The sequence below is a fragment of the Bacillus luti genome (genome assembly GCF_001884105.1).
GTDB classification, from domain to species: domain Bacteria; phylum Bacillota; class Bacilli; order Bacillales; family Bacillaceae_G; genus Bacillus_A; species Bacillus_A luti.
The window spans coordinates 93,240-114,737 of sequence record NZ_MACI01000053.1; the positions used below are offsets into that span (position 1 = coordinate 93,240).

Here is a 21,498-nt window from a genome sequence, read left to right on the forward strand (position 1 = left end):
ACGTAAGCGAGGAAGTGCATTATGCCATCAGGAAGAACGCATACGAAAATAAACTTAATATCCTTGCCGGTTGTTTTGTTTATGCTTTTCTCGTATGGATTAACAGATTTTGATTTTTTATTAACTTTTGCAATTGGCTTTTTAGTGGGCACTTCATTTTTAACACCGGATTTAGATACGTACAGTAATGCGTACAATAAATGGGGATTCTTGCGTATATTTTGGTACCCGTATAAGAGAATAATGCCGCATCGCTCCTTTTTTACGCACACGATTATACTTGGTGATATAATTCGTATCGCATACATGTTAATTGTGTTTTCTCCGTTTTTATTCCTATTAAATGTAATCGCACTTGACGGGAATTTAATAGAAATTGCGAAGGAACATGAGGTTGAACTTGTAACGTTCGTAATGGGAATTGTCGTAGCGAGTACGCTCCACATTATAGCGGATAAAGTGAATACGCGCCGAAAGAAAATGATGAGAAAAAAGAAGAAACGCAGAAGATAAAAAGACACTTGCAAATTGCAAGTGTCTTTTTTTAATCAAACGTTTGTTTAAAAAGGAAATTATGCTTTCAGCACTTTAATACCTTTCACGATATTCCAAATGAAGTAGTATAAGCTAATGATGCCGCAAATACATAAGACAATCATTGCTCCGATTCCAAGTGTTACGTCTGGTTGATCCGATCCGATACCCATAATTCCTAAAATAGTTACGCCGATGAATGTAGCGATACTTGGAATAATGTGTGTCCATAGAGCACGTTTTGCATGTGGTTTTGTTTCAGCATCGCCTACAATCCAAACGATAATAGGGAATAAGATAGGGGCAAATAGTACACTAAAGTATGATAAAGCAGCTAATATTTTGTTTCCGTTCATATATATCACCTCATAAATAATGTCCGTTGTTATACTATTATTATGCAATAATTTTTGCGAGCTTCCTATCGATGAACATTACAAGAACGTGACGTTTTTGTAAGATTTTCTAGTGAAATAATAAAATTTTCAAAAAAATCTTTTTTGAAAGAAAATAATGTGCTAAAGTATAAATGAAAGTTATTGAAAACGTTTTCCTGAACGTTTTTTATTTTTAGACTAAAAGGTATGATGACCTGATAGTCTATTGATGAGGTTATTCTATTTAAAAGGGGATTCTTTAGGGGGAGAGAACAATGAACACATGGACACAAGTTTATGATCCGTTCGGAAACATTTGGATTTCGGCGGCGGTCGCACTTATTCCGATTATCTTTTTTTTCTTAGCTTTAGCAGTTTTCCGCATGAAGGGGTATGTGGCAGGATTTATTACGGTTGTACTTACAATTTTAGTAGCGCTGTTCGCTTATAAGATGCCGTTCACGATGGCGATGGCAGCAACCGGATATGGTTTCTTATACGGATTATGGCCAATCGCTTGGATAATCATTATGTCGGTATTTTTATATAAAATTTCTGTGAAAACAGGTCAATTCGATGTGATTCGTGCATCTGTATTATCTATTACAAATGATCACCGTTTACTCGTTATTTTAATCGGATTTTCATTTGGAGCATTTTTAGAAGGAGCAGCAGGATTTGGGGCACCGGTAGCGATCACGGCGGCGCTTCTTGCAGGTCTTGGTTTAAATCCTCTATATGCAGCTGGTCTTTGTTTAATCGCAAATACTGCACCAGTAGCGTTTGGCGCAATGGGGATCCCAATTACAGTTGCCGGACAAGTAACGGGTATTGATCCACATAAGATCGGACAAATGGCTGGACATCAGTTACCGTTCTTATCATTATTTGTTCCGTTCTTTATCGTATTTTTAATGGATGGATTTAAAGGGGTAAAGCAAACGTGGCCTGCGCTGTTTGTAGCGGGTAGTTCATTTGCAATTACGCAGTTTATTACAGCGACATTCTTAGGACCAGAACTTCCGGATATTACATCAGCGCTTGTAAGTTTAGTAAGTTTGGCGCTGTTCTTAAAAGTATGGCAACCGAAAGAAATCTATCAATCAGGGCAAGCAAATAGTGAAGTAGCTGCGGCAACGACTTCGGCATCGATGCCGAAATTAACGTTAGGAAAAGTCGTAAAGGCATGGTCTCCATTTATCGTATTAACAGTTATGGTAGTTATTTGGAGTCAAAGTTTCTTTAAGGCGTTATTCGCTCCAGGTGGCGCTTTAGAAAGTCTTGTATTTAAGTTTGAAATTCCAGGCTTGCACAATTTAGTAATGAAAGCAGAGCCAATTGTAAATAAACCGACGCCTTATGAGGCGATTTTGAAGCTTGATGTATTATCAGCAACTGGAACAGCGATTTTAATTGCTTGCATCATTTCCATGTTTATTTTGAAAATGAGTGCAAAAGATGCAGTAGTGACATTTAAAGAAACGTTAAATGAACTGAAAATGCCAATTCTATCAATCGGATTCGTATTAGGATTTGCATTTATCGCAAACTATTCTGGCTTATCTTCTACATTAGCGTTAGCGCTAGCTGGAACTGGCGGATTATTCCCGTTCTTCTCACCATTCCTAGGATGGATTGGCGTATTCTTAACAGGATCTGATACGTCAGCGAACGCACTGTTCTCAAACTTACAAGCAATTACAGCACAGCAAGTCGGTGTATCTGAAGTGCTTCTCGTTGCAGCAAATACAACGGGTGGTGTAACAGGGAAAATGATTTCTCCGCAATCGATTGCAATTGCTTGTGCGGCAGTTGGACTTGCTGGAAAAGAATCAGATTTATTCCGCTTTACAGTGAAGCATAGTTTGTTCTTCGTAATTATTGTTGGTATTATGACGTATGTGCAGGCATATTATTTAACGTGGATGATTCCATAAATAATAAAAGAAATAAACTTTGCATTTTTCAGATTATCGTGTATGATGGGAAAGTATTGAAAATTAAATCAGTGATAAACTAGGGGTGCCTAACGTATGCGTAGGCTGAGAGAGAAGCGCGTGATCTTCTTAACCCTTTGGACCTGATCTGGCTCGTACCAGCGTAGGGAAGTTAACGGCTTTACATAATGATGTCTTTTATGAGCCAGGTCCTTATTTTTTTATGGACCTGGCTCTTTTTATTTTGGCATGCGCTGGCCATATCTCGTCCTTGTCACGAACAGGGGAGGCAACAAAGGTTATGAAACAATCTGTTTCAGCTGAGCAAATTGAATTGAAGTCGAGTTTACCAGGGAGTAAGAAAGTATATGTGGATGGACCACGCGCAGGCATGAAAGTGCCGATGCGTGAGATTGAACAAAGCGAAACGAACGGCGTCCCGAATCCTCCAGTCCGTGTGTATGATACGAGCGGTCCTTATACGGATCCGGCGTATAAAGTGGAGCTGGAAAAGGGAATTCCAACGCCGCGTCACTCTTGGATAGTAGAGCGCGGAGACGTAGAAGCATACGAAGGGCGCGAAGTAAAACCAGAGGATGACGGTGTGAAAGTGGCTTCGAAACATACACCTGTTTTTCCGCAAATGGATCGCCAGCCGCTTAGAGCGAAGCAAGGTGCAAATGTTACGCAAATGCATTATGCGCGTAATGGCATTATTACGTCTGAGATGGAATACGTTGCAATTCGTGAGGGAGTAGAGCCTGAGTTTGTTCGTAAGGAAATTGCAGAAGGCCGTGCTATTTTACCAGCGAATATTAATCATCCGGAAGCAGAACCGATGATTATCGGGCGTAATTTCCACGTGAAGGTAAATGCAAATATCGGAAACTCTGCTGTATCTTCTTCTATTGCAGAAGAAGTAGAGAAGATGACGTGGGCAACGCGCTGGGGTGCAGATACGATTATGGATTTATCTACAGGTAAAAACATTCATACGACGCGTGAGTGGATTATTCGTAATGCGCCTGTACCAGTTGGAACTGTGCCGATTTATCAAGCGCTTGAAAAGGTAAATGGAATTGCAGAAGATTTAACGTGGGAAGTGTATCGTGATACGTTAATTGAGCAAGCGGAGCAAGGTGTGGATTACTTTACGATTCATGCTGGTGTATTACTTCGTTACATTCCAATTACTGCAAAGCGTACGACAGGTATCGTTTCGCGTGGTGGTTCGATTATGGCGCAGTGGTGTTTATTCCATCATAAAGAAAACTTCCTATACACTCATTTTGAAGAGATTTGTGAAATTATGAAACAGTATGATGTTTCGTTCTCTCTTGGAGATGGATTACGTCCAGGATCGATTGCAGATGCAAATGACGAAGCACAATTCTCTGAGCTTGAAACACTTGGTGAATTAACGAAAATTGCTTGGAAACATGATGTGCAAGTGATGATTGAAGGACCTGGACATGTACCAATGCATTTAATTAAAGAGAATATGGAAAAAGAACTTGATATTTGTCAGGGCGCGCCGTTCTATACACTTGGACCGTTAACGACAGATATTGCACCAGGTTATGACCATATTACATCGGCAATTGGAGCTGCAATGATTGGTTGGTTCGGAACTGCAATGCTTTGTTATGTAACACCGAAAGAACATTTAGGATTGCCAAATAAAGATGATGTTCGCACGGGGGTTATTACGTACAAAATTGCAGCACATGCGGCTGATCTTGCGAAAGGGCACAAAACGGCTCATCAGCGTGATGATGCACTTTCGAAAGCACGCTTTGAATTCCGTTGGCGCGATCAATTTAATTTATCTTTAGATCCTGAACGCGCGATGGAATATCACGATGAAACGTTGCCAGCAGAAGGAGCGAAAACAGCTCATTTCTGTTCGATGTGTGGACCGAAGTTCTGTAGTATGAGAATTTCACATGATATTCGTGAATATGCGAAAGAAAATGATTTAGAAACGACAGAAGCAATTGAAAAAGGTATGAAAGAGAAGGCGCAAGAATTTAAAGAAACTGGTAGTCATTTATATCAATAACACGTTACACCTCTTTACTTGATTGATCACACTGTAGTACCTAATTTAATTATAGAAGAATCCCCCTTTGCTAAGACGGTAGCAAAGGGGGATTCTATTTTTTATAAGGCGAAGAATAGTTGTACCCAGTAGTATAAGAGGAATAATGTGACGACTGTTGTGAGCGGAATAACGATGAGAGATACGCTTAAATAGTCTTTCCATTTCACTTTAATTTTGTTTTGTTTCAGGATATACATCCAAATGAGAGAAGCTAACGTACCGATTGGTAATAATAGTGAACCGATGTCGCTACCAATGATATTTGCGAGATAAATCGTTTTTAATGTGACTGGATCTAGTCCCATTTCTGTTAATGTGATTGTACCAATCATAAGGGCAGGGTGATTATTGAAGATGTTAGAGAGGATAGATACAAGTCCGCCCATCGTAAAGCTTGCATAGAGTAGATGTTGATTTACAACAGGTCCGAGCCAATTTACAAGTGCCGCTGTTAATCCGACATTGTGAAATCCGTAAATAATGACATACATAGAGAAAGCGAAAATTAAAATGTGCCACGGTGTCTTTTTCAAAATATCGACTGGGTTTGTTCGTAAGTAGTACCATCTCCAAATGAGAAGAACGAGTGAACCGAGTACAGCAACAATTTCGATTGGAATCGCTAAGAAGGATGCAACGAATAGAAGACAGCGCATAAGGAAGACGAAGCCTAATACTTTTAACATAAATTTTGTACGTTTTTGTTTCGTATCAACAGAATTTTTTCCTTTTAATGGATGGAAGTTTTTCGTGAAGAAAATCTCTTCAATATCATATGAAGAAACAGGTAATTTTTTCGGAAGTTTTTTCTTTAAAACTGTGTACATGAGCCATGACATAAACAATAGTCCTAGTGTTGCAGGTACAAACATCATAGCTGTATGCATGTAAAGAGTCATATTAACGATATTTAATGCGATTAAGTTTACGATATTACTTACACCGATTGGTGCACTAGATGCCGTAGCGATTAAAGCACCGCTTAATAAATAAGGAATTTGTTGATGAGGTTTTAATTGAAGATTTTTTAGAAGGAGAATTAAAATTGGAGTTGTAATTAAAATACTACCATCGTTATTGAATAAAAGAGTCATGAGAAAACATAGCAATTGAATATACCAGTATAAACGGTGACCAGATCCCTTTGCTAAATTTGCAAGCTTCGCTGCGGACCAATGGAAGAAGCCGAAGCTTTCTAATATAACCGCCATAACGATGGTCGCTAATATTGTTATGGAGGCACCGCCAATTTTACTTATAATGTCCATGACGTCTGGTTTTGATACAAGTCCAGTAATCAGGATAATACCAGCACCAATTGCTGCTGGCCACGCCTCATTTAAACCACGAGGTCGCCAAAAGATAACAATCATCGTGAAGAAGAATACAATAATAGTAATCCATATTTCAGTACTCATATTTTGCCTACCTTTCTATTTTTTCCTTGAACGAATGTAGCTTGTCTCAAGGTTATATTGATAGTATATTCGGCAAAAAATAAGAAGAACTAGACATATAATGGAATGAAGTGAATATGTGTTTTTTCAGCTATAGGACAAGTATCATTAATAGTGAAATAACTATTGTGAGAGGAGTCTATAAGTTTGGTGGACACTCAGATAGTAAGTGGGTTTTATATCGGCGTAACTCAAAATATATCAGCGATTTACCGATAAAACATGACAAGAGGAGTCTATCCCCAAAATACCTCTTGGAACAGACTCCCCCGCTATATTATTTTCCCTTTAAAAAAGTTCGATCCTTCAAGAATAAATTCCAGAAGAAAATGAATCCTGGGAGTAAAATTGCAATCCCAATTGCGTAAAGAATAAGCAGTGCATAAAATGTTTCAGGTGTCGTAAAGCTTGTAAATACAGTTACGTCTGGATAAATGATGTACGGTAAATGGGCGATGCCGTAAGCGTAGCTTGCAAATCCATATTGAGCAACGACAGCCAAAACGGCGATGCGAGGAAATCCAAGTGTGTCGTACTTCTTGTTTGTCCACCAAAGTGAAGAGTACCCGATAACGAATAAAACGATAGAAACGGTAAACCATTGGAATTGCTTGATTAACCCTTCCATAAGCCAGTGTGTTTCGGGATCCATTACAACGAGGGCGATAATAGCTGTAACGAGCGTTGCAGGACCAAGTATGATAGCATTTCTTCTATAAATTTTATATGCATCTTCTGAACCTTGTTCTCTCGAAAAATCAGCAAGAAAGAGAGAAGATAGAAATAGTTCCGAAGTTAGTCCGAAGAGCATATAACAATAAATAACAGGACTAGAAAGAAGTTTTCCATATAGGAGTACTTCTTTTCCTTCAGACATTGTAATATAAGCACCTTCTGTAACGGGTAGAACGGTAATTAATAGAGCTGGAATTAAAAGCCCTGTAATACCTGAAATAATACGAAGAAGATGTTGGTATTTTGGCAGTGAATAAGCAAATACCATAAATGTACTACGAATTGCAACGAGTACTAGAATTAGCATAACTGGCACGAACATAACGGTTGCAAGGGTAAAGGCAGCCTTCGGAAAGAAACCGAGAAAAGCGACAACGACAAAGACGAGAAATGTATTGGTTACTTCCCAAGTTGGTGATAAGTATCGATTCGCAAGTTTAGCAGCAATCGTCGGATGTTTCGCGTATACCATGCCCCAAAAACCAGCTCCAAAATCAATGGATCCTAATATGCTATAAACAAAAATCAGAGCCCACAAGATGATGATTGCAATACTTTCCTCATGCACGAGAATCGCCTCCTTGGTTATGCAAGTCATTCTTTAACGGATGTCTCTTAAAGAATGTCCGTAGTACAAAGACTGTTAAAATACCGAGTCCAATATATAAAATGATGAATAGAACAAATAAAGGACCGATGAAATCAGCGCGTGTAGAAGCGTCCATCGTACGTTGCATACCATAAATGGTCCATGGCTGACGACCGCTACAGCTGAAAACCCATCCGAACTCAATACCGAGCATCATAACTGGTCCACATGCGGCAGCTGCCCAAAGAAGCCATTTCGGTAACTCCGCTCCTTTTTTTCGGTAAACAAAGTACCAATATAAGAGAGCAATCGCCGCAACTGCGAAGGTAAAAGCAGCTGTGCCGACCATTAAGTTGAACAGTGTATGTGTGTAAAATGGTGGCCACGTTTCTTGTGGGAATTCATTGAGCCCTTTTACGACGGTACTAGGATCGAGCCCTACTAATAAGCTGAGCATGTTCGGAATTTCGAGTGCATAGTTTAGTTCAAGTGTATTCGGATCAACAACCCCACCAATTGATAACGGAGCGTGTGATGTCGTTTCGAATAAAGCTTCAGCAGATGCTAGTTTTTCTGGTGAGTGTTTATGTAGGGCAATCGCAGATTCATGTCCCGAAATCCACATCGTAGCACCTGTGATGAATGTAACAACAAGTCCTAACAGTAGCCCCTTTTTATGATAAGCAATCTCACGTTCACTCAAATTCTTCTTTAATAGTTTAAATCCAGCGATAGAGGCAATGACAGCTGCCCCGGCCGCATAGGCCGTAATAACAACGTGGAATGCACTTGTGCCAAAGCTTGGATTAAAGAAAGCTTTCCACGGATCAACGTTAAAAACTGATCCATCTGGCCCCATTGAAAAGCCTGCGGGTGTATTCATCCATGTATTTGCTGATGTAATCAGCACGGCAGATGCCGTGGCACCAAGCATTACGAAAAAGAGCGATATTAATCTCATAAACGGAGGTAGTTTATCAGCTGCGTATACGTAAATAGACATGAATAAAGCCTCTAAAAAGAAGGCGAAAATCTCAATTTGAAAGGGAACAGAAATAACTTGCCCAACAATTTTGGCGAAACCAGGCCATAGAAGTGAGATTTGCACACCAACAATTGTTCCAGTTGGAATTGCTACACCAAGAAGGATTGCAAATGCCTTCGTCCATCTTTTCGCCATAATGGCATAGTCGGAATCTTTCTTCCAGTGATAGAGTATTTCACTTATGAAAATCATCAATGAAAGCCCGACACCAAGTGTTGCAAAGATAATGTGGAATGCTAATGAAGAACCAAAAAACGCTCTTGCTAATGTTACGGTATCCATATGTAAACTCCTCTTCTTTTTTTGCCATTATTTTCTGATTGAATTGGAAGATTTATTCAAAAAAACTACCAAAAATATATATGTATTTAAAAAGTGAATATGGTAATATAATGTTTGAATATTTCAAATAAAAAGAAATGAATATTTGATAATATTTTGTTTGTTTTTTGTTTAGGAATCTTTTATAATCTTTTATGCGAACATAAGTTCTGCTTTCGGGATGAAGAAGTTTATGTGAAATGGAGAGGGTGTTTTATGTATCCTGAAGTCATTAAAAAGATGGCATTTTCAAAAGAGCATAGAGATTTATTATTAAAGCTGTACAATAAAGAAATTACGCGTCGTGAATATGATCGACTTGTGGAATCGCTATATAGACCTTCTAAAGAGGCTTATGAGGGATAAAGTGCGGGAGACAATCTAATAGATTGTCTTTTTTAAATTGACGTATGTTCTGTTAAAATTAAGGTTAGCCTTATTAGGGAGGTGAAAAGATTGCGGAAACGTCTATATATAGGGATTGGAGTTATGCTCTTAATCGCTTTAGGTGGAATTGTATTTTGGTCAGCATTACAAGGAAACCGTACAGAATATTTTATTTTAAGACATATGGTCAATGAAAATGGGACGCTTGCTACATATCGTTTAGCAGATACAAAGGCTGGAACGTGGGAAGCAAAAGGCCGTGAAGCTTTATCAGAATCAGCAGGACTATGGCTACAATATACACTTGATAAAGACGACCAAGCGTTATTTGATGAACAAGTAAAGGTCATTCAAAATAACTTTTTACATAAGGATCGCATCGTTGTATGGAAAATCTCTGAAAAGGGAGAAATGCAGTCAGCTACAAATGCACTTATAGATGATCTTCGTATTATAGAACAATTATATCGTGCTTATGAAATGTATAAGGAAGAGCGTTATAAAAACCTTGCAGATCAATTGAGTGATGCTGTACTTCGTTATAATAAAAAAGGTAATTATTACGTTGATTATTATGATGCAGATACAGGTAAACAAAATAATTTTGTCACAACATCCTACATAAATCCGCACGCATTTTCTTATATGAAAAAGTACGGGAAAGTTTCTGCTCAGCAGTATCAAGAAGTAATTCAGTTTTTAGCTGATTATCCGAGAAATGGATGGGCATTCCCAAAAGAGTATAAAGAAGATGGTACATTTACATACGATAAAGAAGTGAATCTTATTGACCAATCGTACGTTGCTTACCATCGTAGTTTAGGTGGTCTTTCATCAGATGCATATTTGGAATTTATAAAGAAGAAGTTCCAGGAGGACGGGAAGTTATACGGTCGATACAATTTAGAAACGGGAAAACAAACGGTGAATTATGAATCGCCAGCTGCTTACGGGCTAACAATTTTATATGTACTACACACAGGGGATACAAATTTTGCAAAGGAATTATATGAGCGAATGACTACATTCCGAAATGATAATGTGTTTAGTAGATATTACGGTGGATACGTCACAGGTGAAAATAATAATACGCATATTTTTGATAATGTTTTGCCGCTTTTAGCGGAAATAGAATTAGAGAAGAGTAAGAAATAGAAGGTGCCATCCTTTTGAGGGGCACCTTCTATTTGTGTCGTAATTCGTTGATAAATCAATATTTCTTGTCGAAACGTCGATATAATTTCATGTCCTAATGTTAGAGAAGTAGTCAATCACGAATTCACGAAATTGCTGAGCAGTTTTCGATAAGTAGCGTTTCTTCGACCAACTTAAGCCGATAGTTCGCTCGCAATTGGGTTCAATAATGCGTAACTTATTTAATGCTAAAGTAGAGTTTTTTAATAAAGTTAAACTTGGGACAAAAGCGATACCGAGGCCTTGCTTAATAAGGTCGCTAATCACGGTTGGTTCATCTACTTCAAAAGCGATATGTGGAGTGAAGCCAGCTTCTTTACAAAATTCATCTGTTAAGTGCCGAAATCCATAACCAGTGTTCATACTAATAAACGGTTCGTCTTTTACTTCATGCAGATAGATACTTTCACGTCCTGATAAACGATGACCTGAAGGGACGACTAAGAAAATTTCTTCTGTAATAAGTGGTTCCCAAATAATCTCCTCGCCTTCAATTGGCACAGAAGAAATGCAAAAGTCAATTTCTATATTATCTAGTTGTCGTTTCATAGAAGGAGTAGATGCGAGAAATTGTTGGAATCGAACGTTAGGATGTTCTAGTAAAAAAGAACCGAGTAGTTCTGGTAATATTCTTGGAATAGAAACGGCTAGCGTAATAGAGCTTTGTTGTAAGTCAGCTAAATCTTTAATTTCTCGTTCGCCTTCACTTAATTCATGAAAAATGCGCTCTACTCGTTTTAAAAATACTTTTCCGAAAGAGTTTAATGTAATCTGTCGACCTTGGCGATCGAATAACGGGACGCCTAAGTCTTTTTCTAGTCTAGCAATTGTTTTGCTGAGCGAAGGCTGTGCGATATGCAATTCTTCAGCGGCTTTTGTCATATGTTCTAATCGTGCAACTGTTTGAAAGTATTTTAGTTGAAGAAGTTCCATTTTGACTCTCCTTTCTATAGACCAAAAGGAATGAATTGATAATTAAAGATGTATTATACAGTATGAAAATGGACGTGTATAGTAAATCTGTTAAACCATTCTAATGGTGTTAAATTAGGAGAAGGAGTATGTTTCATGAAAGGAATTCAACTTATCTTTAAAGATTGGAAAGCGATGTGGCACCATAAACATGGACGTATCGCTTTAATTTTTTTGTTAATCGTTCCTTTAATTTATTCAGGATTCTTTTTAGCTGGATATTGGGATCCATACGGACGATTAGATAAATTACCTGTTGCGGTTGTGAATTTAGATAAGGGTGCTGTGATGGATGAAAAAACAATTCATGCAGGAGACGATTTTGTTAAAAATTTAAAAGAGAATAAGGAGCTGGCTTTTCATTTCGTATCAGAAAAAAATGCTGATGAAGGGCTAAAAGAAGATAAGTACTATATGGTTGTTACGATTCCAGAGGATTTCTCTAAAAAGGTAAGCACACTTATGGATGAGAAACCAGAGCCAGCACAGCTTCAGTACAAAGTAAATCCGGGTAAAAACTTTGTAGCGGCGCAAATTGGAACGACAGCTGTTGAAAATATGAAAACAAAAATTTCAAATAGTATTACGAAATCTTATACAGAAGGTGTCTTTTCAAAGTTTCAAGACGTAGCACAAGGGTTGAGTGATGCAAGTAATGGTGCTGGGAAGTTACATGAAGGAACGACAGATGCAAGAAATGGGGCAAATCAGCTTGCAGATGGTATTCATCGTTTAAGTGATGGGACGTCGAAAGTAAAAGAGGGAAGTGACAAGCTTGCGTCTAGCCAATCAGCTTTAACCGGGGGAGCAAATGAGTTAAGTCAAGGAGCGACATCACTTCATAGTGGTATGGAGTTATTAGCACAAGGTGAAAAAACTTTACAATCAGGGGTTAGTGAATTAAGTGCTGGTACAAATGAATGGGTGAATGGAAGTGAGAAACTTGCTGAAGGGCAAGTGAAAGCGGACAATGCAGCAAATAGTGTAAAACAACAATTAGAAGAGTATGTGAAAAGTCATCCAGAAGTGCAGCAAGATCCTGCTTTTCAAAAGATTATTGCTACTTCTAATGGATTAGCCCAAGCAACAAACGCTTTAAAGAATAGCCAACAACAGTTGACACAAGGTGCACAGAAGCTTGCAGATGGTCAGCATAAGGTTGAGGAAGGTATAAGTACATTCGGAGTTAAGTTAAATGAAGCTACTGCTGGAACGAAAAGGATAGCAGGTGGTGCTGCGAATTTAGCTAGTGGATTTACGAAATGGGGAACTGGATTTACATCCTTGCAAGAAGGTATAAATCACCTTGCGAGTGGTGGAACAGAGCTGAATCATGGGGCTGATCAGTTAACGAACGGACTTGTTAAACTTGACGATGGTGCGAAAGAACTTTCTACGAAATTAGGAGAGGGCGCAGAGAAGATAGCAGATGTTCGCAATGATGATGCACGCAATACGATGTTCTCAGAGCCGGTTCAATTAGTGAAGTCGACAGTTTCTGACGTGCCTAATTACGGTTCAGGTATTGCACCATATTTCTTATCACTTGCATTTTATGTTGGCGGAATTATGGCATCGAATATTTTACCACTTGGCCGTAGACAAAATATGAAAGTAAGCGGAACGGTACATTTTATTAATAAATTAGGATTAGTATATTTAATTGGACTTATTCAAGCATTACTTGTGGATGTGGTTGTGCTAGGAGTTATGAAATTAGAAGTTGCAAGTGTGCCACTCTTTGTTTTATCAAGTATCGTTATTTCCTTTACATTCATGACGTTTATTCTTATGTTAGTAACGGTGTTTGGTCTTGTTGGAAAATTTTTAGCGGTAACGCTTCTTGTCCTGCAATTAGCGACGAGCGGGGGTACTTTCCCAGGAGAATTAAATATAGCTATTCTTAGCAAAATTGGACAATTTCTCCCAATGTCCCATTCTCTTAGAGGGCTACAAGATGTGATTTCTTTAGGAGATTGGTCGCAATTACAAATGCAAATTTTAATATTGTTATGCTATCTCGTTGTTGCTGGTGGAATTGCTTGGATTACGAGCCATATACAACATAGGGAAACGAATGCAGAACAAGTTTCTTAAAAGGAAAGAAGCTATCCGTTTTTTTCGGATAGCTTCTTTTTTATTTTCGTTCCATTACCGCAAAGTAATTATTTTCATTATCCGCAAAGTTGAACGCTCTACCAGTAGGTAAATCTACAATTTGTCCAACTGTTACGTTTTTCTCAGAAAGATCTTTATACAGCTGATCTAAGTTGTTAGAGAAGAACATAAGCGAAGGGGTATTAAGATTTAGTTCAGGTTGCATTTTTGCAATTAACGCTTTATCGTGAAGGACGATGCTTGTTCCAGCTTCTTTTGCTGGCGCAATTTCAATCCAGCGAAATCCTTTTCCGTTATTTTCTTCTGCGATGATTTGGAATCCTACTTTTTCTGTCCAAAATTGTACGGTTTCATCTTGGTTATTTACATATAGCATAATTTGTCCAATTTGATTAATCATAGATGTCTCCTGCTTTCTTTTCTTATATGTGTATAATTATATCAAATATATGGTTTGAATAGTTTTTCGTGATTTTTTCGAAGTGCAATTTTTGCCCATTTCATACTTGTCGTAGGCGAAGGACCTGCAATCCATATATGAAATGGCAGTGTACTGCAAATGACCATTGTTGAAATAGATATAACAGCTGTTAAGACAAAGAGTAATAGACTATATAGTATAGTATTTTCTTGCAATGTGAATAAGGAAAGAAATTGTGTGCATAGTTGCAAGAAGAAAAAATGTGCTAAATAAGCGCCATATGTGTAGTTTCCAATGAATCGTAACGTTTTATATAAAAACCCCCGGCGCTGTACAATTGTAATAGATAACACGTACAGTATCATAATTTCACAGACAATGTATAAAAACATAGACGGTTTTAAATAAGTAGAAACGGTTAAATGGATAGAGTTTGCTCCGTAAAAACTAAATAACTCATAATTGATAAATAAAAATAAGATGAAAAATAATATTGTGATCAGCGGGATATGTTTCATAACAAATGTACGCCAAGTTTTTAGTGCTACAGCAGCGATTCCTCCCATGACGAAATAGAACGAATAGAAGAAGAAGGACCGATCTGTATAATGTAAAATGGTTGAGCTAGTCAGTTTCTCTCCATTAAAAATGTAGTGCGAAGAATACCACATTAAGAGGAAATATAGACAAGCAAAGATGGTCATATATTTATATATGTCTTTTTTATTTTCTGTTCGTTTTTGAAACCAATAAAATAGTGTGCAAAGTAAAGGGAACAATAAGTGAATTTGGAACATCATAATAACGTACCAAAGATGAGGTGCGGCTGTTCCGAGTAATAAACTTTTTATTCCGCTTTGTAGTGTAATCATATCGTTTGTTGTTAATAAGTAAAGAATAGACCAAAAGAAGTAAGGAATGAGTAAGTGTGTGGCTTTTTCAGAAATATATTCTTTGTATACTAATTGCTTTGTATAGTGACGAATTAAATGAAATCCAACGATAAATATGAATGCAGGTGCTGAAAATTTTGCGAGATTAAATAACATACCCATAATGAGGGACTGTTCAAGTAAGACATTTCCTTGATTCATTGTATATAATAAGGAACTTTGCAAAACGACAGCAAGAAATGCAATGCTTTGCAAAACTTTAAATTCTGGTGCGCTTTGTGTCATGGTCTCCATCTCCTTTTCCATACATGATTATAGTACGGAGTAAGGATGAGAGGTGTGGAATATTTGTGAAGATTTTAACAAATTTGTGGCGGAATGGATTAACAACAAAAAAGAGGATGCTTGTTAGGAGCATCCTCTTTCTATTTATTAAGCAAATTTATTTTTAATCCAGTTCTTACCTTCTACAAGGCGAGCTGTCATTACGGCACAAGCGTTATCTGCTGTTACGTTTAACATCGTTGCAGGAGGATCGATGATAGTACTAATTGCTGCGATAATTGGCAATGCTTCTGGCGGGAAGCCGTATAGAGAAACGATTAACATTTCACCAATCATACCGCCGCCTGGAATAGCGCCCATTACTGTTCCTACTAATAGAGAAACAACAAGTGCGATTGCTAATGTTTTTGGCCCTTCAAATTCCATGTTGAAAATACCGAATAAGAAAGCAATCTTTAATACGCCGCCTAAAACAGATCCGTCTTTATGAAGTGTAGACCCAAGAAGGACAACTGTTTCACGAACGTCAGACGAGATACCCATTTTCTTCGTTGCTTCTAAGTTCGCCGGAATACTTGCGGCACTACTACAAGTTGCAAGTGATGTAACTGTAGGAGAGACCATGTTCTTCCAAAATATTTGAACACCTTGTTTGCGACCTGCAAGGTATGCATAGAATGTGAAGAATACAAAGAAGTAAATAAGTGAAGCTGGATAGTATACCATTGCAGCTCGGAAGTACGTCCCAAGCAGTTGTGGTCCGAATTCACCAACTAATGCTGCGAAGTAAGCAGCAAGTCCGATTGGAGCGTAGTACATAATGAAAGATACGACTTTCATTGAAATCTCTGCACCAGCTTGGAGGAATGTAGCGAATGGTTTTCCTTTTTCACCAACTGCTGAAGTTGCAATCCCCATTAATATAGAGAAGAAAATAAGTGCTAACATATTTTCACGAGATAGTAACTTTGAGAAGTCAGATACTGTTAGAATGCCAACGATTTGATCAGCAACGCTAACAGCTTTTTCAGCTTTATCAGGTTGTGTTAATTCTAATACAACACCTTGTGCTGGCGGGAATACTTTCACGATGATAATCATAAAAATAGCAGCTAAAATACTCGTAAATAAGAAAGTCCCAGCCATACTAGACATAATTTTACCGAAACGTTTTAATCCATCCATATTAGCAATAGACGACGCGATGCTAAAGAACACTAAAGGTACAACAATCGTAAACATTAAGTTTAAGAAAATGTCACCAAGCGGCTTTAAAGCAACTGCATCGGCACCCATGAAATAACCAATGAAACCACCAATTAGGATAGAAGATAATAAAATAAGTGGAAAGCGATATGCCTTCATAAATATACCCTCCTATCAATTATAAAAAAAATCATACTGAATCATTATAGCGAGTTAGGGTCCTCTTTACTAGGAAAATACCGATAGGTGGAATAGCGTGAAAACCGAGAAATTTTTGTTTTTAAGCTCGGCATACAGTTAGAAATCTAGACATATATATTTGTAACCTAGTGGTGGCAAGGGTTGCACCATAATTTAGGTTTTGAAAAAGGGGGTGAAGCGGGATGAATATTTTACTTTGCTGTGCAGCGGGAATGTCTTCCAGTTTGATTGTTACAAAAATGGAGAAAGCAGCACAGGCAAGAGGGGTAGAGGTAAAGATTTGGGCTGTATCAGGTTCTGAAGTGAATAGCCACATCGACCAAGCAGATGTACTTTTACTTGGACCGCAAGTACGTTATTTATTACCGAAAATGAAAGAATTATGTAAAGAGAAAGGAATACCCGTTGATGTCATTCAATCTGTCCATTACGGGCTTTGTAATGGAGAAGCTATCTTACAAGCAGCTTTGTCGATGAAATCATGAGGAGAGTGGGATAGATGATACAGTTTTTAGAGAAATATGTAATGCCAGTAGCAGGAAGGATTGCAGAGCAGAGGCATTTACAAGCGATTCGTGACGGAATTATTTTAACGATGCCATTCTTAATTATTGGATCTTTTTTTCTTATTATTAGTGCTTTACCAATACCAGGGTATAATGATTTTATGGCAGGTTTGTTTGGAGAGAACTGGCAGAAAGCTTTAGGGTACCCAGTAAGTGCTACTTTTAATATAATGTCTTTAGTGGCTGTTTTTGGAATCGCTTACAGACTTGGTGAGTATTATAAAGTGGATGCTTTAGCATCTGGAGCATTGTCGCTTGTGACATTTTTGCTCGCAACGCCATTTCAAGTTGCATATATCATACCAAGCACGAAGGAAAGTGTGATTGTAGACGGAGCAATTCCAGCGGCGTTAATGGGGAGTCAAGGACTGTTTGTGGCGATGATTATTGCAATTATATCTACTGAAATTTATCGATTTATTGTACAAAAAAAGATAATTATAAAAATGCCAGAGACAGTTCCACCAGCAGTAACGCGTTCATTCGCTGCGCTTATTCCGGGTTTTATTGTTGTGACGGTTGTTTGGATCATTCGATTGATTTTTGAACAAACGACTTTTGGTAGTATTCATAATGTTGTAGGAAAGCTTTTGCAAGAACCACTTAGTGTACTAGGGGCTAGCCTTGGGGGTGCAGTAATCGCAGTTATTATTGTCCATGTACTTTGGGCGTGCGGAATTCATGGCGCTGCAATTGTTGGTGGTGTAATGAGCCCGGTTTGGTTGTCGTTAATGGATCAAAACCGAATTGCTTTTCAGGCTGGTCAAGACGTACCGAATACGATTACCGCACAATTTTTTGATTTATGGATTTATATGGGTGGTTCTGGCGCAACATTAGCTTTAGTTGTAGGAATGTTATTGTTTGCGCGAAGTCAGCAGTTAAAAAGTATCGGCCGCTTGTCGATTGCACCTGGTATTTTTAATATTAATGAAATGGTGACTTTCGGTATGCCGATTGTTATGAATCCACTGTTACTTATTCCATTTATATTAGTTCCAGTTGTGTTAACAATTGTTTCTTACTTTGCGATGGAATGGGGATTAGTTGCCCGTCCGAGCGGAGCTGCTGTTCCTTGGACTACACCGATTCTTTTTAGTGGATATTTAGGATCAGGCGGAAAAATTTCAGGTGTTATTTTGCAGCTCGTTAACTTTGCACTAGCATTCTTCATTTATTTACCATTCTTAAAAATATGGGATAAACAAAAAGTGGCGGAAGAAAAGGGGGAGTAAAGAACTAAAATGGATATCATAGAGACGAAAGCTTTTCATTTAATTTTGCATGGGGGAAATGCAAGAAGTTGTTCAATGGAAGCAATTGATTGCGCGAAGCGTGGAAACTTCGAGGAAGCTGAGGCGAAGTTGCAAGAAGCTTTACATGAATTGCAAGAGGCGCACCGTGTACAAACAGAGCTTATACAGAAGGAAGCTGGTGGTGAAAAGACAGAAGTTACTCTTCTGATGGTGCACGCGCAAGATCATTTAATGAATGCAATTACGGTAAAGGAATTAGCGAGTGAGTTTGTAGAATTATATAGGAAGATGTCAGCAGCTGAATGAACCTTGCGTATGCAAGGTTTTTTTATGTTTTGAAAAGATGCTGTTATGACGAAACAAAGACCACTTACGCAAGATTACATTTATTATTTTCAATTTTATGTAAAAATAAAAGTGTAAAGGGGGTGGGAAATAGATGAAAGTTCGCATTGAGTTAGACCCATCACAAGTAGATGCAGAAATAATTATAAAAACAAAAGAAGTAACGGAAGAAATTCAGCAACTTTTAAAAATAATAGAAGGTGGAAATGCGAGTCAAATCGTTGGTGTGTTAGATCAACAATATTATTTGTTGCATTTACATGATATTTATTGGTTTTATACAGAGGAAAGAAAAGTTATGGCAAAAACGAAAAAAGGGAATCTTGAAGTGAAGGCTCGTTTATATGAATTAGAGGAACAATTAGCTAGAAAGCGTTTTGCCAGATTTTCTAAGTCGATACTTGCGAATTTAGAGCATGTAAAAAGTTTTGAAATGTCTTTTAGTGGTAGTATGTGTGCTCACTTTTCTAATGGAATGAAAGAATATGTTTCGAGGAAATATGTACCGCTTATTAAAGAGGCTTTAAATATAGGAGGGGGCTAAAAGATGATTGATAGAGTTATAAATAAAGTTGCTTTTGGATTAGGGATGGCGATGGTATATAGTCTATTGTTTTTATGGATCGGTTATGTAAAAGGGATAGAAACAATAGAAATGAAAACGTTAATTACGTATTTAGTTACAGCCAATATAGTAGGACTTATCTTTTCTTTCGCTTCATTTATTTTTGAAAAAGAAGAATGGAGTATATTAAAACAGACAAGTATTCACTTTATCATTTTACTAGGGACATTTTTGCCTACAGCAATTTGGATTGGTTGGGTTCCAAATCGTTTCGGTCCCATTCTTGTTTGCATAGGAAGTTTTATTGTTATGTACTTCATTATATGGTTTGTGATGACACTATATTGGAAACGAAAAATAGAAACATTAAATCATCAATTAAAATGAAAGAATTATGTATGTGTGCGTACCATCAGTGGAGCTTTCGTTCCACTGATGGTAGTTACAATCCTCCTTTTTACGGATGAGTAAGAGCAATAATTAATCGACAGTAACAATTTCTCCTACACCACGAATTAATCTTTTTATATGCATCCGCTCTGGTTTTAATATATTTACGATATAATCAATTGCTATTTGCGGTTCAACGGTTGTACCGCACGTATAGCAATCAATTGCTGCAAAATTTTTCTCCGGATAAGTGTGAATAGAAAGGTGACTTTCTGATAGCAATACTAATACTGTAACGCCATACGGCTGGAATTTTTTTGTGCTTACGTTTAACACATTTGCACCAGAGTAATCAGCAGCAGAAACTAAATGATGCTCTAAAAATTGAATATCATCTAATAGAGAAAAATCCACTCCCCATAAATCTACGATTATATGCCGGCCAAATGTAGAATAGTCCATATGTTTGTACCCCCTTAGTTAAAATTTCATTTCTTGTTGATAGCAATGATGTAGGGTAAGGTCCGATTCTAAATTTAAAACGGCATTGTTACGGTGATCTAAATGTTCTTCTTTAAATTGAAATAAAGGAGCAAGAAGAGAAGGTAATGTTCGAGGAGTTGGTACTACGTATAATTGTTCAATTTGATTGAGTACATGTGAGGAGTTAGCAGCAATATGAAATCCCCAGTCAGTTCCGAAAGAAGGAACAATGATATGATAACTTTTTACAGTTAATCCGGCATTTTCAATTGTATTACCGATACTCCAATATACAAGAGGTGCATCAGCAGGTGAATTAGATTGGCAGACGAAAGCGCCATCTTCTGTTAAGAACGTAGCTATACGAGCAAAAAGTTCGCTTGTATATAAAGTACTTAAAACTGCTGTTGATGGATCAGGAAAATCAATAATAATTACATCGTATAAGGAGGAGGGAGAATTTAGAAATTCTTTCGCATCACATATGTGCACATTCACGCGCTCATCAAAAAATGCGTTTTTGTTTAAAGATACGATTTCTGGTACATTACGAGCTAGATCAATCATCGCCTCGTCTAAATCAACAAGATCTACATGTAGCACAGTTTCATATTTCAAAACTTCTCGTAAGGCAAGACCATCGCCGCCACCTAATATGAGGACACGTTTTGGATCAATGACTTTAGACATGATTGGATGCACAAGCGCTTCATGATAAATTTGCTCATCAACGGAACTAAATTGTAGTTGGTTGTCCAAATATAAACGAACATCGCTTACTTGTAGCAAATTAATATTTTGATAATTGCTTTTTTCTTCAAATAAACTTGTATGCTCGCCAGCTTGTATTTCTTTTAAGGAAATTTCATCCCATATATCTAAGTTATGTGAATTTGTTTCTATTGTAGGCTCTAATGGTGTTTGCTTATCGTGTTTTTCCTGTTTATCCTGTTTATCCTGTTTGTCCTGTTTGTCCTGTTTGTCCTGTTTGTCCTGTTTGTCCTGTTTGTCCTGTTTGTCCTGTTTGTCCTGTTTGTCCTGTTTATCCTGTTTGTCCTGTTTGTCCTGTTTGTCCTGTTTGTCCTGTTTGTCCTGTTTGTCCTGTTTGTCCTGTTTG

General features: G+C 37.6%; 21 protein-coding genes and 1 riboswitch. Of the genes, 11 read left to right on the top strand and 10 right to left on the bottom strand.

What is annotated here, in order from left to right; genetic code table 11:
* The first annotated feature begins 21 nt into the window (after nt 1-21).
* On the top strand, nt 22-513 hold the full coding sequence (locus BAQ48_RS12120; protein ID WP_001139078.1) for a metal-binding protein: 492 nt from the start codon (nt 22-24) through the stop codon (nt 511-513).
* A 59-nt stretch (nt 514-572) separates the two neighbouring features.
* Here the strand turns inward: BAQ48_RS12120 and BAQ48_RS12125 are convergent, their stop codons facing one another.
* Nucleotides 573-890: a magnetosome magnetite crystal formation protein family gene (locus BAQ48_RS12125; protein ID WP_001014097.1), complete on the bottom strand. Its 318-nt coding sequence runs from the start codon at nt 888-890 to the stop codon at nt 573-575.
* 296 nt (nt 891-1,186) lie between these two features.
* On the opposite strand from BAQ48_RS12125, the gene lldP reads away from it, so the two are divergent.
* Nucleotides 1,187-2,848, top strand: a complete 1,662-nt coding sequence (lldP, locus tag BAQ48_RS12130) for an L-lactate permease (RefSeq protein ID WP_071711268.1) — start codon at nt 1,187-1,189, stop codon at nt 2,846-2,848.
* Nucleotides 2,849-2,919: 71 nt separating this feature from the next.
* Nucleotides 2,920-3,035, top strand: a riboswitch (TPP riboswitch).
* Between the two features lie 114 nt (nt 3,036-3,149).
* Entirely contained in the window at nt 3,150-4,910 is a 1,761-nt protein-coding gene (gene thiC / locus BAQ48_RS12135; protein ID WP_071711269.1) for a phosphomethylpyrimidine synthase ThiC, read from the top strand.
* 101 nt (nt 4,911-5,011) lie between these two features.
* Here the strand turns inward: thiC and BAQ48_RS12140 are convergent, their stop codons facing one another.
* The 3 genes from BAQ48_RS12140 to cydA form a co-directional block, all read right to left on the bottom strand.
* The gene (locus tag BAQ48_RS12140) at nt 5,012-6,370 is read right to left on the bottom strand and encodes an arsenic transporter (protein ID WP_071711270.1); all 1,359 of its coding nucleotides are present in this window, start codon (nt 6,368-6,370) and stop codon (nt 5,012-5,014) included.
* Nucleotides 6,371-6,686: 316 nt separating this feature from the next.
* Nucleotides 6,687-7,712, bottom strand: coding sequence for a cytochrome d ubiquinol oxidase subunit II (locus BAQ48_RS12145; RefSeq protein WP_000544162.1), 1,026 nt, complete (start codon nt 7,710-7,712; stop codon nt 6,687-6,689).
* Nucleotides 7,705-9,060: a cytochrome ubiquinol oxidase subunit I gene (gene cydA, locus BAQ48_RS12150; RefSeq protein ID WP_071711271.1), complete on the bottom strand. Its 1,356-nt coding sequence runs from the start codon at nt 9,058-9,060 to the stop codon at nt 7,705-7,707. The genes BAQ48_RS12145 and cydA overlap by 8 nt, the downstream gene beginning before the upstream one ends.
* A 255-nt stretch (nt 9,061-9,315) precedes the next feature.
* On the opposite strand from cydA, the gene BAQ48_RS27950 reads away from it, so the two are divergent.
* Together BAQ48_RS27950 and BAQ48_RS12160 are read left to right on the top strand one after the other, a co-directional pair.
* Nucleotides 9,316-9,465, top strand: a complete 150-nt coding sequence (locus BAQ48_RS27950) for a hypothetical protein (RefSeq protein ID WP_000283175.1) — start codon at nt 9,316-9,318, stop codon at nt 9,463-9,465.
* Between the two features lie 90 nt (nt 9,466-9,555).
* On the top strand, nt 9,556-10,641 hold the full coding sequence (locus BAQ48_RS12160) for a transcriptional regulator (protein WP_071711272.1): 1,086 nt from the start codon (nt 9,556-9,558) through the stop codon (nt 10,639-10,641).
* A gap of 87 nt (nt 10,642-10,728) precedes the next feature.
* Here BAQ48_RS12160 and BAQ48_RS12165 read toward each other — a convergent pair whose 3' ends face one another.
* On the bottom strand, nt 10,729-11,613 hold the full coding sequence (locus BAQ48_RS12165; protein ID WP_071711273.1) for a LysR family transcriptional regulator: 885 nt from the start codon (nt 11,611-11,613) through the stop codon (nt 10,729-10,731).
* Between the two features lie 135 nt (nt 11,614-11,748).
* Between BAQ48_RS12165 and BAQ48_RS12170 the strand changes: the two genes are divergently transcribed.
* A complete protein-coding gene (locus BAQ48_RS12170) occupies nt 11,749-13,749 on the top strand; it encodes a YhgE/Pip domain-containing protein (RefSeq protein WP_071711274.1) in 2,001 nt (666 codons plus the stop codon).
* A 40-nt stretch (nt 13,750-13,789) separates the two neighbouring features.
* On the opposite strand, the gene BAQ48_RS12175 is transcribed toward BAQ48_RS12170, so the two are convergent.
* The 3 genes from BAQ48_RS12175 to BAQ48_RS12185 all read right to left on the bottom strand — a co-directional run bounded on the left by BAQ48_RS12175 (nt 13,790) and on the right by BAQ48_RS12185 (nt 16,734).
* On the bottom strand, nt 13,790-14,170 hold the full coding sequence (locus tag BAQ48_RS12175) for a VOC family protein (protein ID WP_071711275.1): 381 nt from the start codon (nt 14,168-14,170) through the stop codon (nt 13,790-13,792).
* Between the two features lie 41 nt (nt 14,171-14,211).
* Nucleotides 14,212-15,369, bottom strand: coding sequence for an acyltransferase (locus BAQ48_RS12180; RefSeq protein WP_071711276.1), 1,158 nt, complete (start codon nt 15,367-15,369; stop codon nt 14,212-14,214).
* Nucleotides 15,370-15,516: 147 nt separating this feature from the next.
* Entirely contained in the window at nt 15,517-16,734 is a 1,218-nt protein-coding gene (locus BAQ48_RS12185) for a dicarboxylate/amino acid:cation symporter (RefSeq protein WP_000649358.1), read from the bottom strand.
* Between the two features lie 224 nt (nt 16,735-16,958).
* Between BAQ48_RS12185 and BAQ48_RS12190 the strand changes: the two genes are divergently transcribed.
* The 5 genes from BAQ48_RS12190 (at nt 16,959) to BAQ48_RS12210 (ending at nt 19,895) form a co-directional block, all read left to right on the top strand.
* Nucleotides 16,959-17,261 (top strand): PTS sugar transporter subunit IIB, encoded by a 303-nt coding sequence (locus BAQ48_RS12190; protein ID WP_071711277.1) that lies wholly within the window; start codon nt 16,959-16,961, stop codon nt 17,259-17,261.
* A gap of 14 nt (nt 17,262-17,275) precedes the next feature.
* Entirely contained in the window at nt 17,276-18,577 is a 1,302-nt protein-coding gene (gene celB / locus BAQ48_RS12195) for a PTS cellobiose transporter subunit IIC (protein ID WP_071711278.1), read from the top strand.
* 9 nt (nt 18,578-18,586) lie between these two features.
* Nucleotides 18,587-18,904 carry a PTS sugar transporter subunit IIA gene (locus BAQ48_RS12200; protein ID WP_071711279.1) on the top strand — a complete coding sequence of 106 codons (318 nt, stop codon included), beginning with the start codon at nt 18,587-18,589 and terminating at the stop codon, nt 18,902-18,904.
* A 133-nt stretch (nt 18,905-19,037) separates the two neighbouring features.
* Nucleotides 19,038-19,487: a LytTR family DNA-binding domain-containing protein gene (locus BAQ48_RS12205; RefSeq protein WP_071711280.1), complete on the top strand. Its 450-nt coding sequence runs from the start codon at nt 19,038-19,040 to the stop codon at nt 19,485-19,487.
* A gap of 3 nt (nt 19,488-19,490) precedes the next feature.
* Nucleotides 19,491-19,895: a DUF3021 domain-containing protein gene (locus BAQ48_RS12210; protein ID WP_071711281.1), complete on the top strand. Its 405-nt coding sequence runs from the start codon at nt 19,491-19,493 to the stop codon at nt 19,893-19,895.
* A 93-nt stretch (nt 19,896-19,988) separates the two neighbouring features.
* Here BAQ48_RS12210 and speD read toward each other — a convergent pair whose 3' ends face one another.
* Together speD and BAQ48_RS12220 are read right to left on the bottom strand one after the other, a co-directional pair.
* On the bottom strand, nt 19,989-20,360 hold the full coding sequence (speD, locus tag BAQ48_RS12215; RefSeq protein ID WP_071711282.1) for an adenosylmethionine decarboxylase: 372 nt from the start codon (nt 20,358-20,360) through the stop codon (nt 19,989-19,991).
* 18 nt (nt 20,361-20,378) lie between these two features.
* A partial coding sequence (locus BAQ48_RS12220) for a polyamine aminopropyltransferase (RefSeq protein ID WP_071711283.1) occupies nt 20,379-21,498 on the bottom strand: 1,120 nt, incomplete at its 5' end.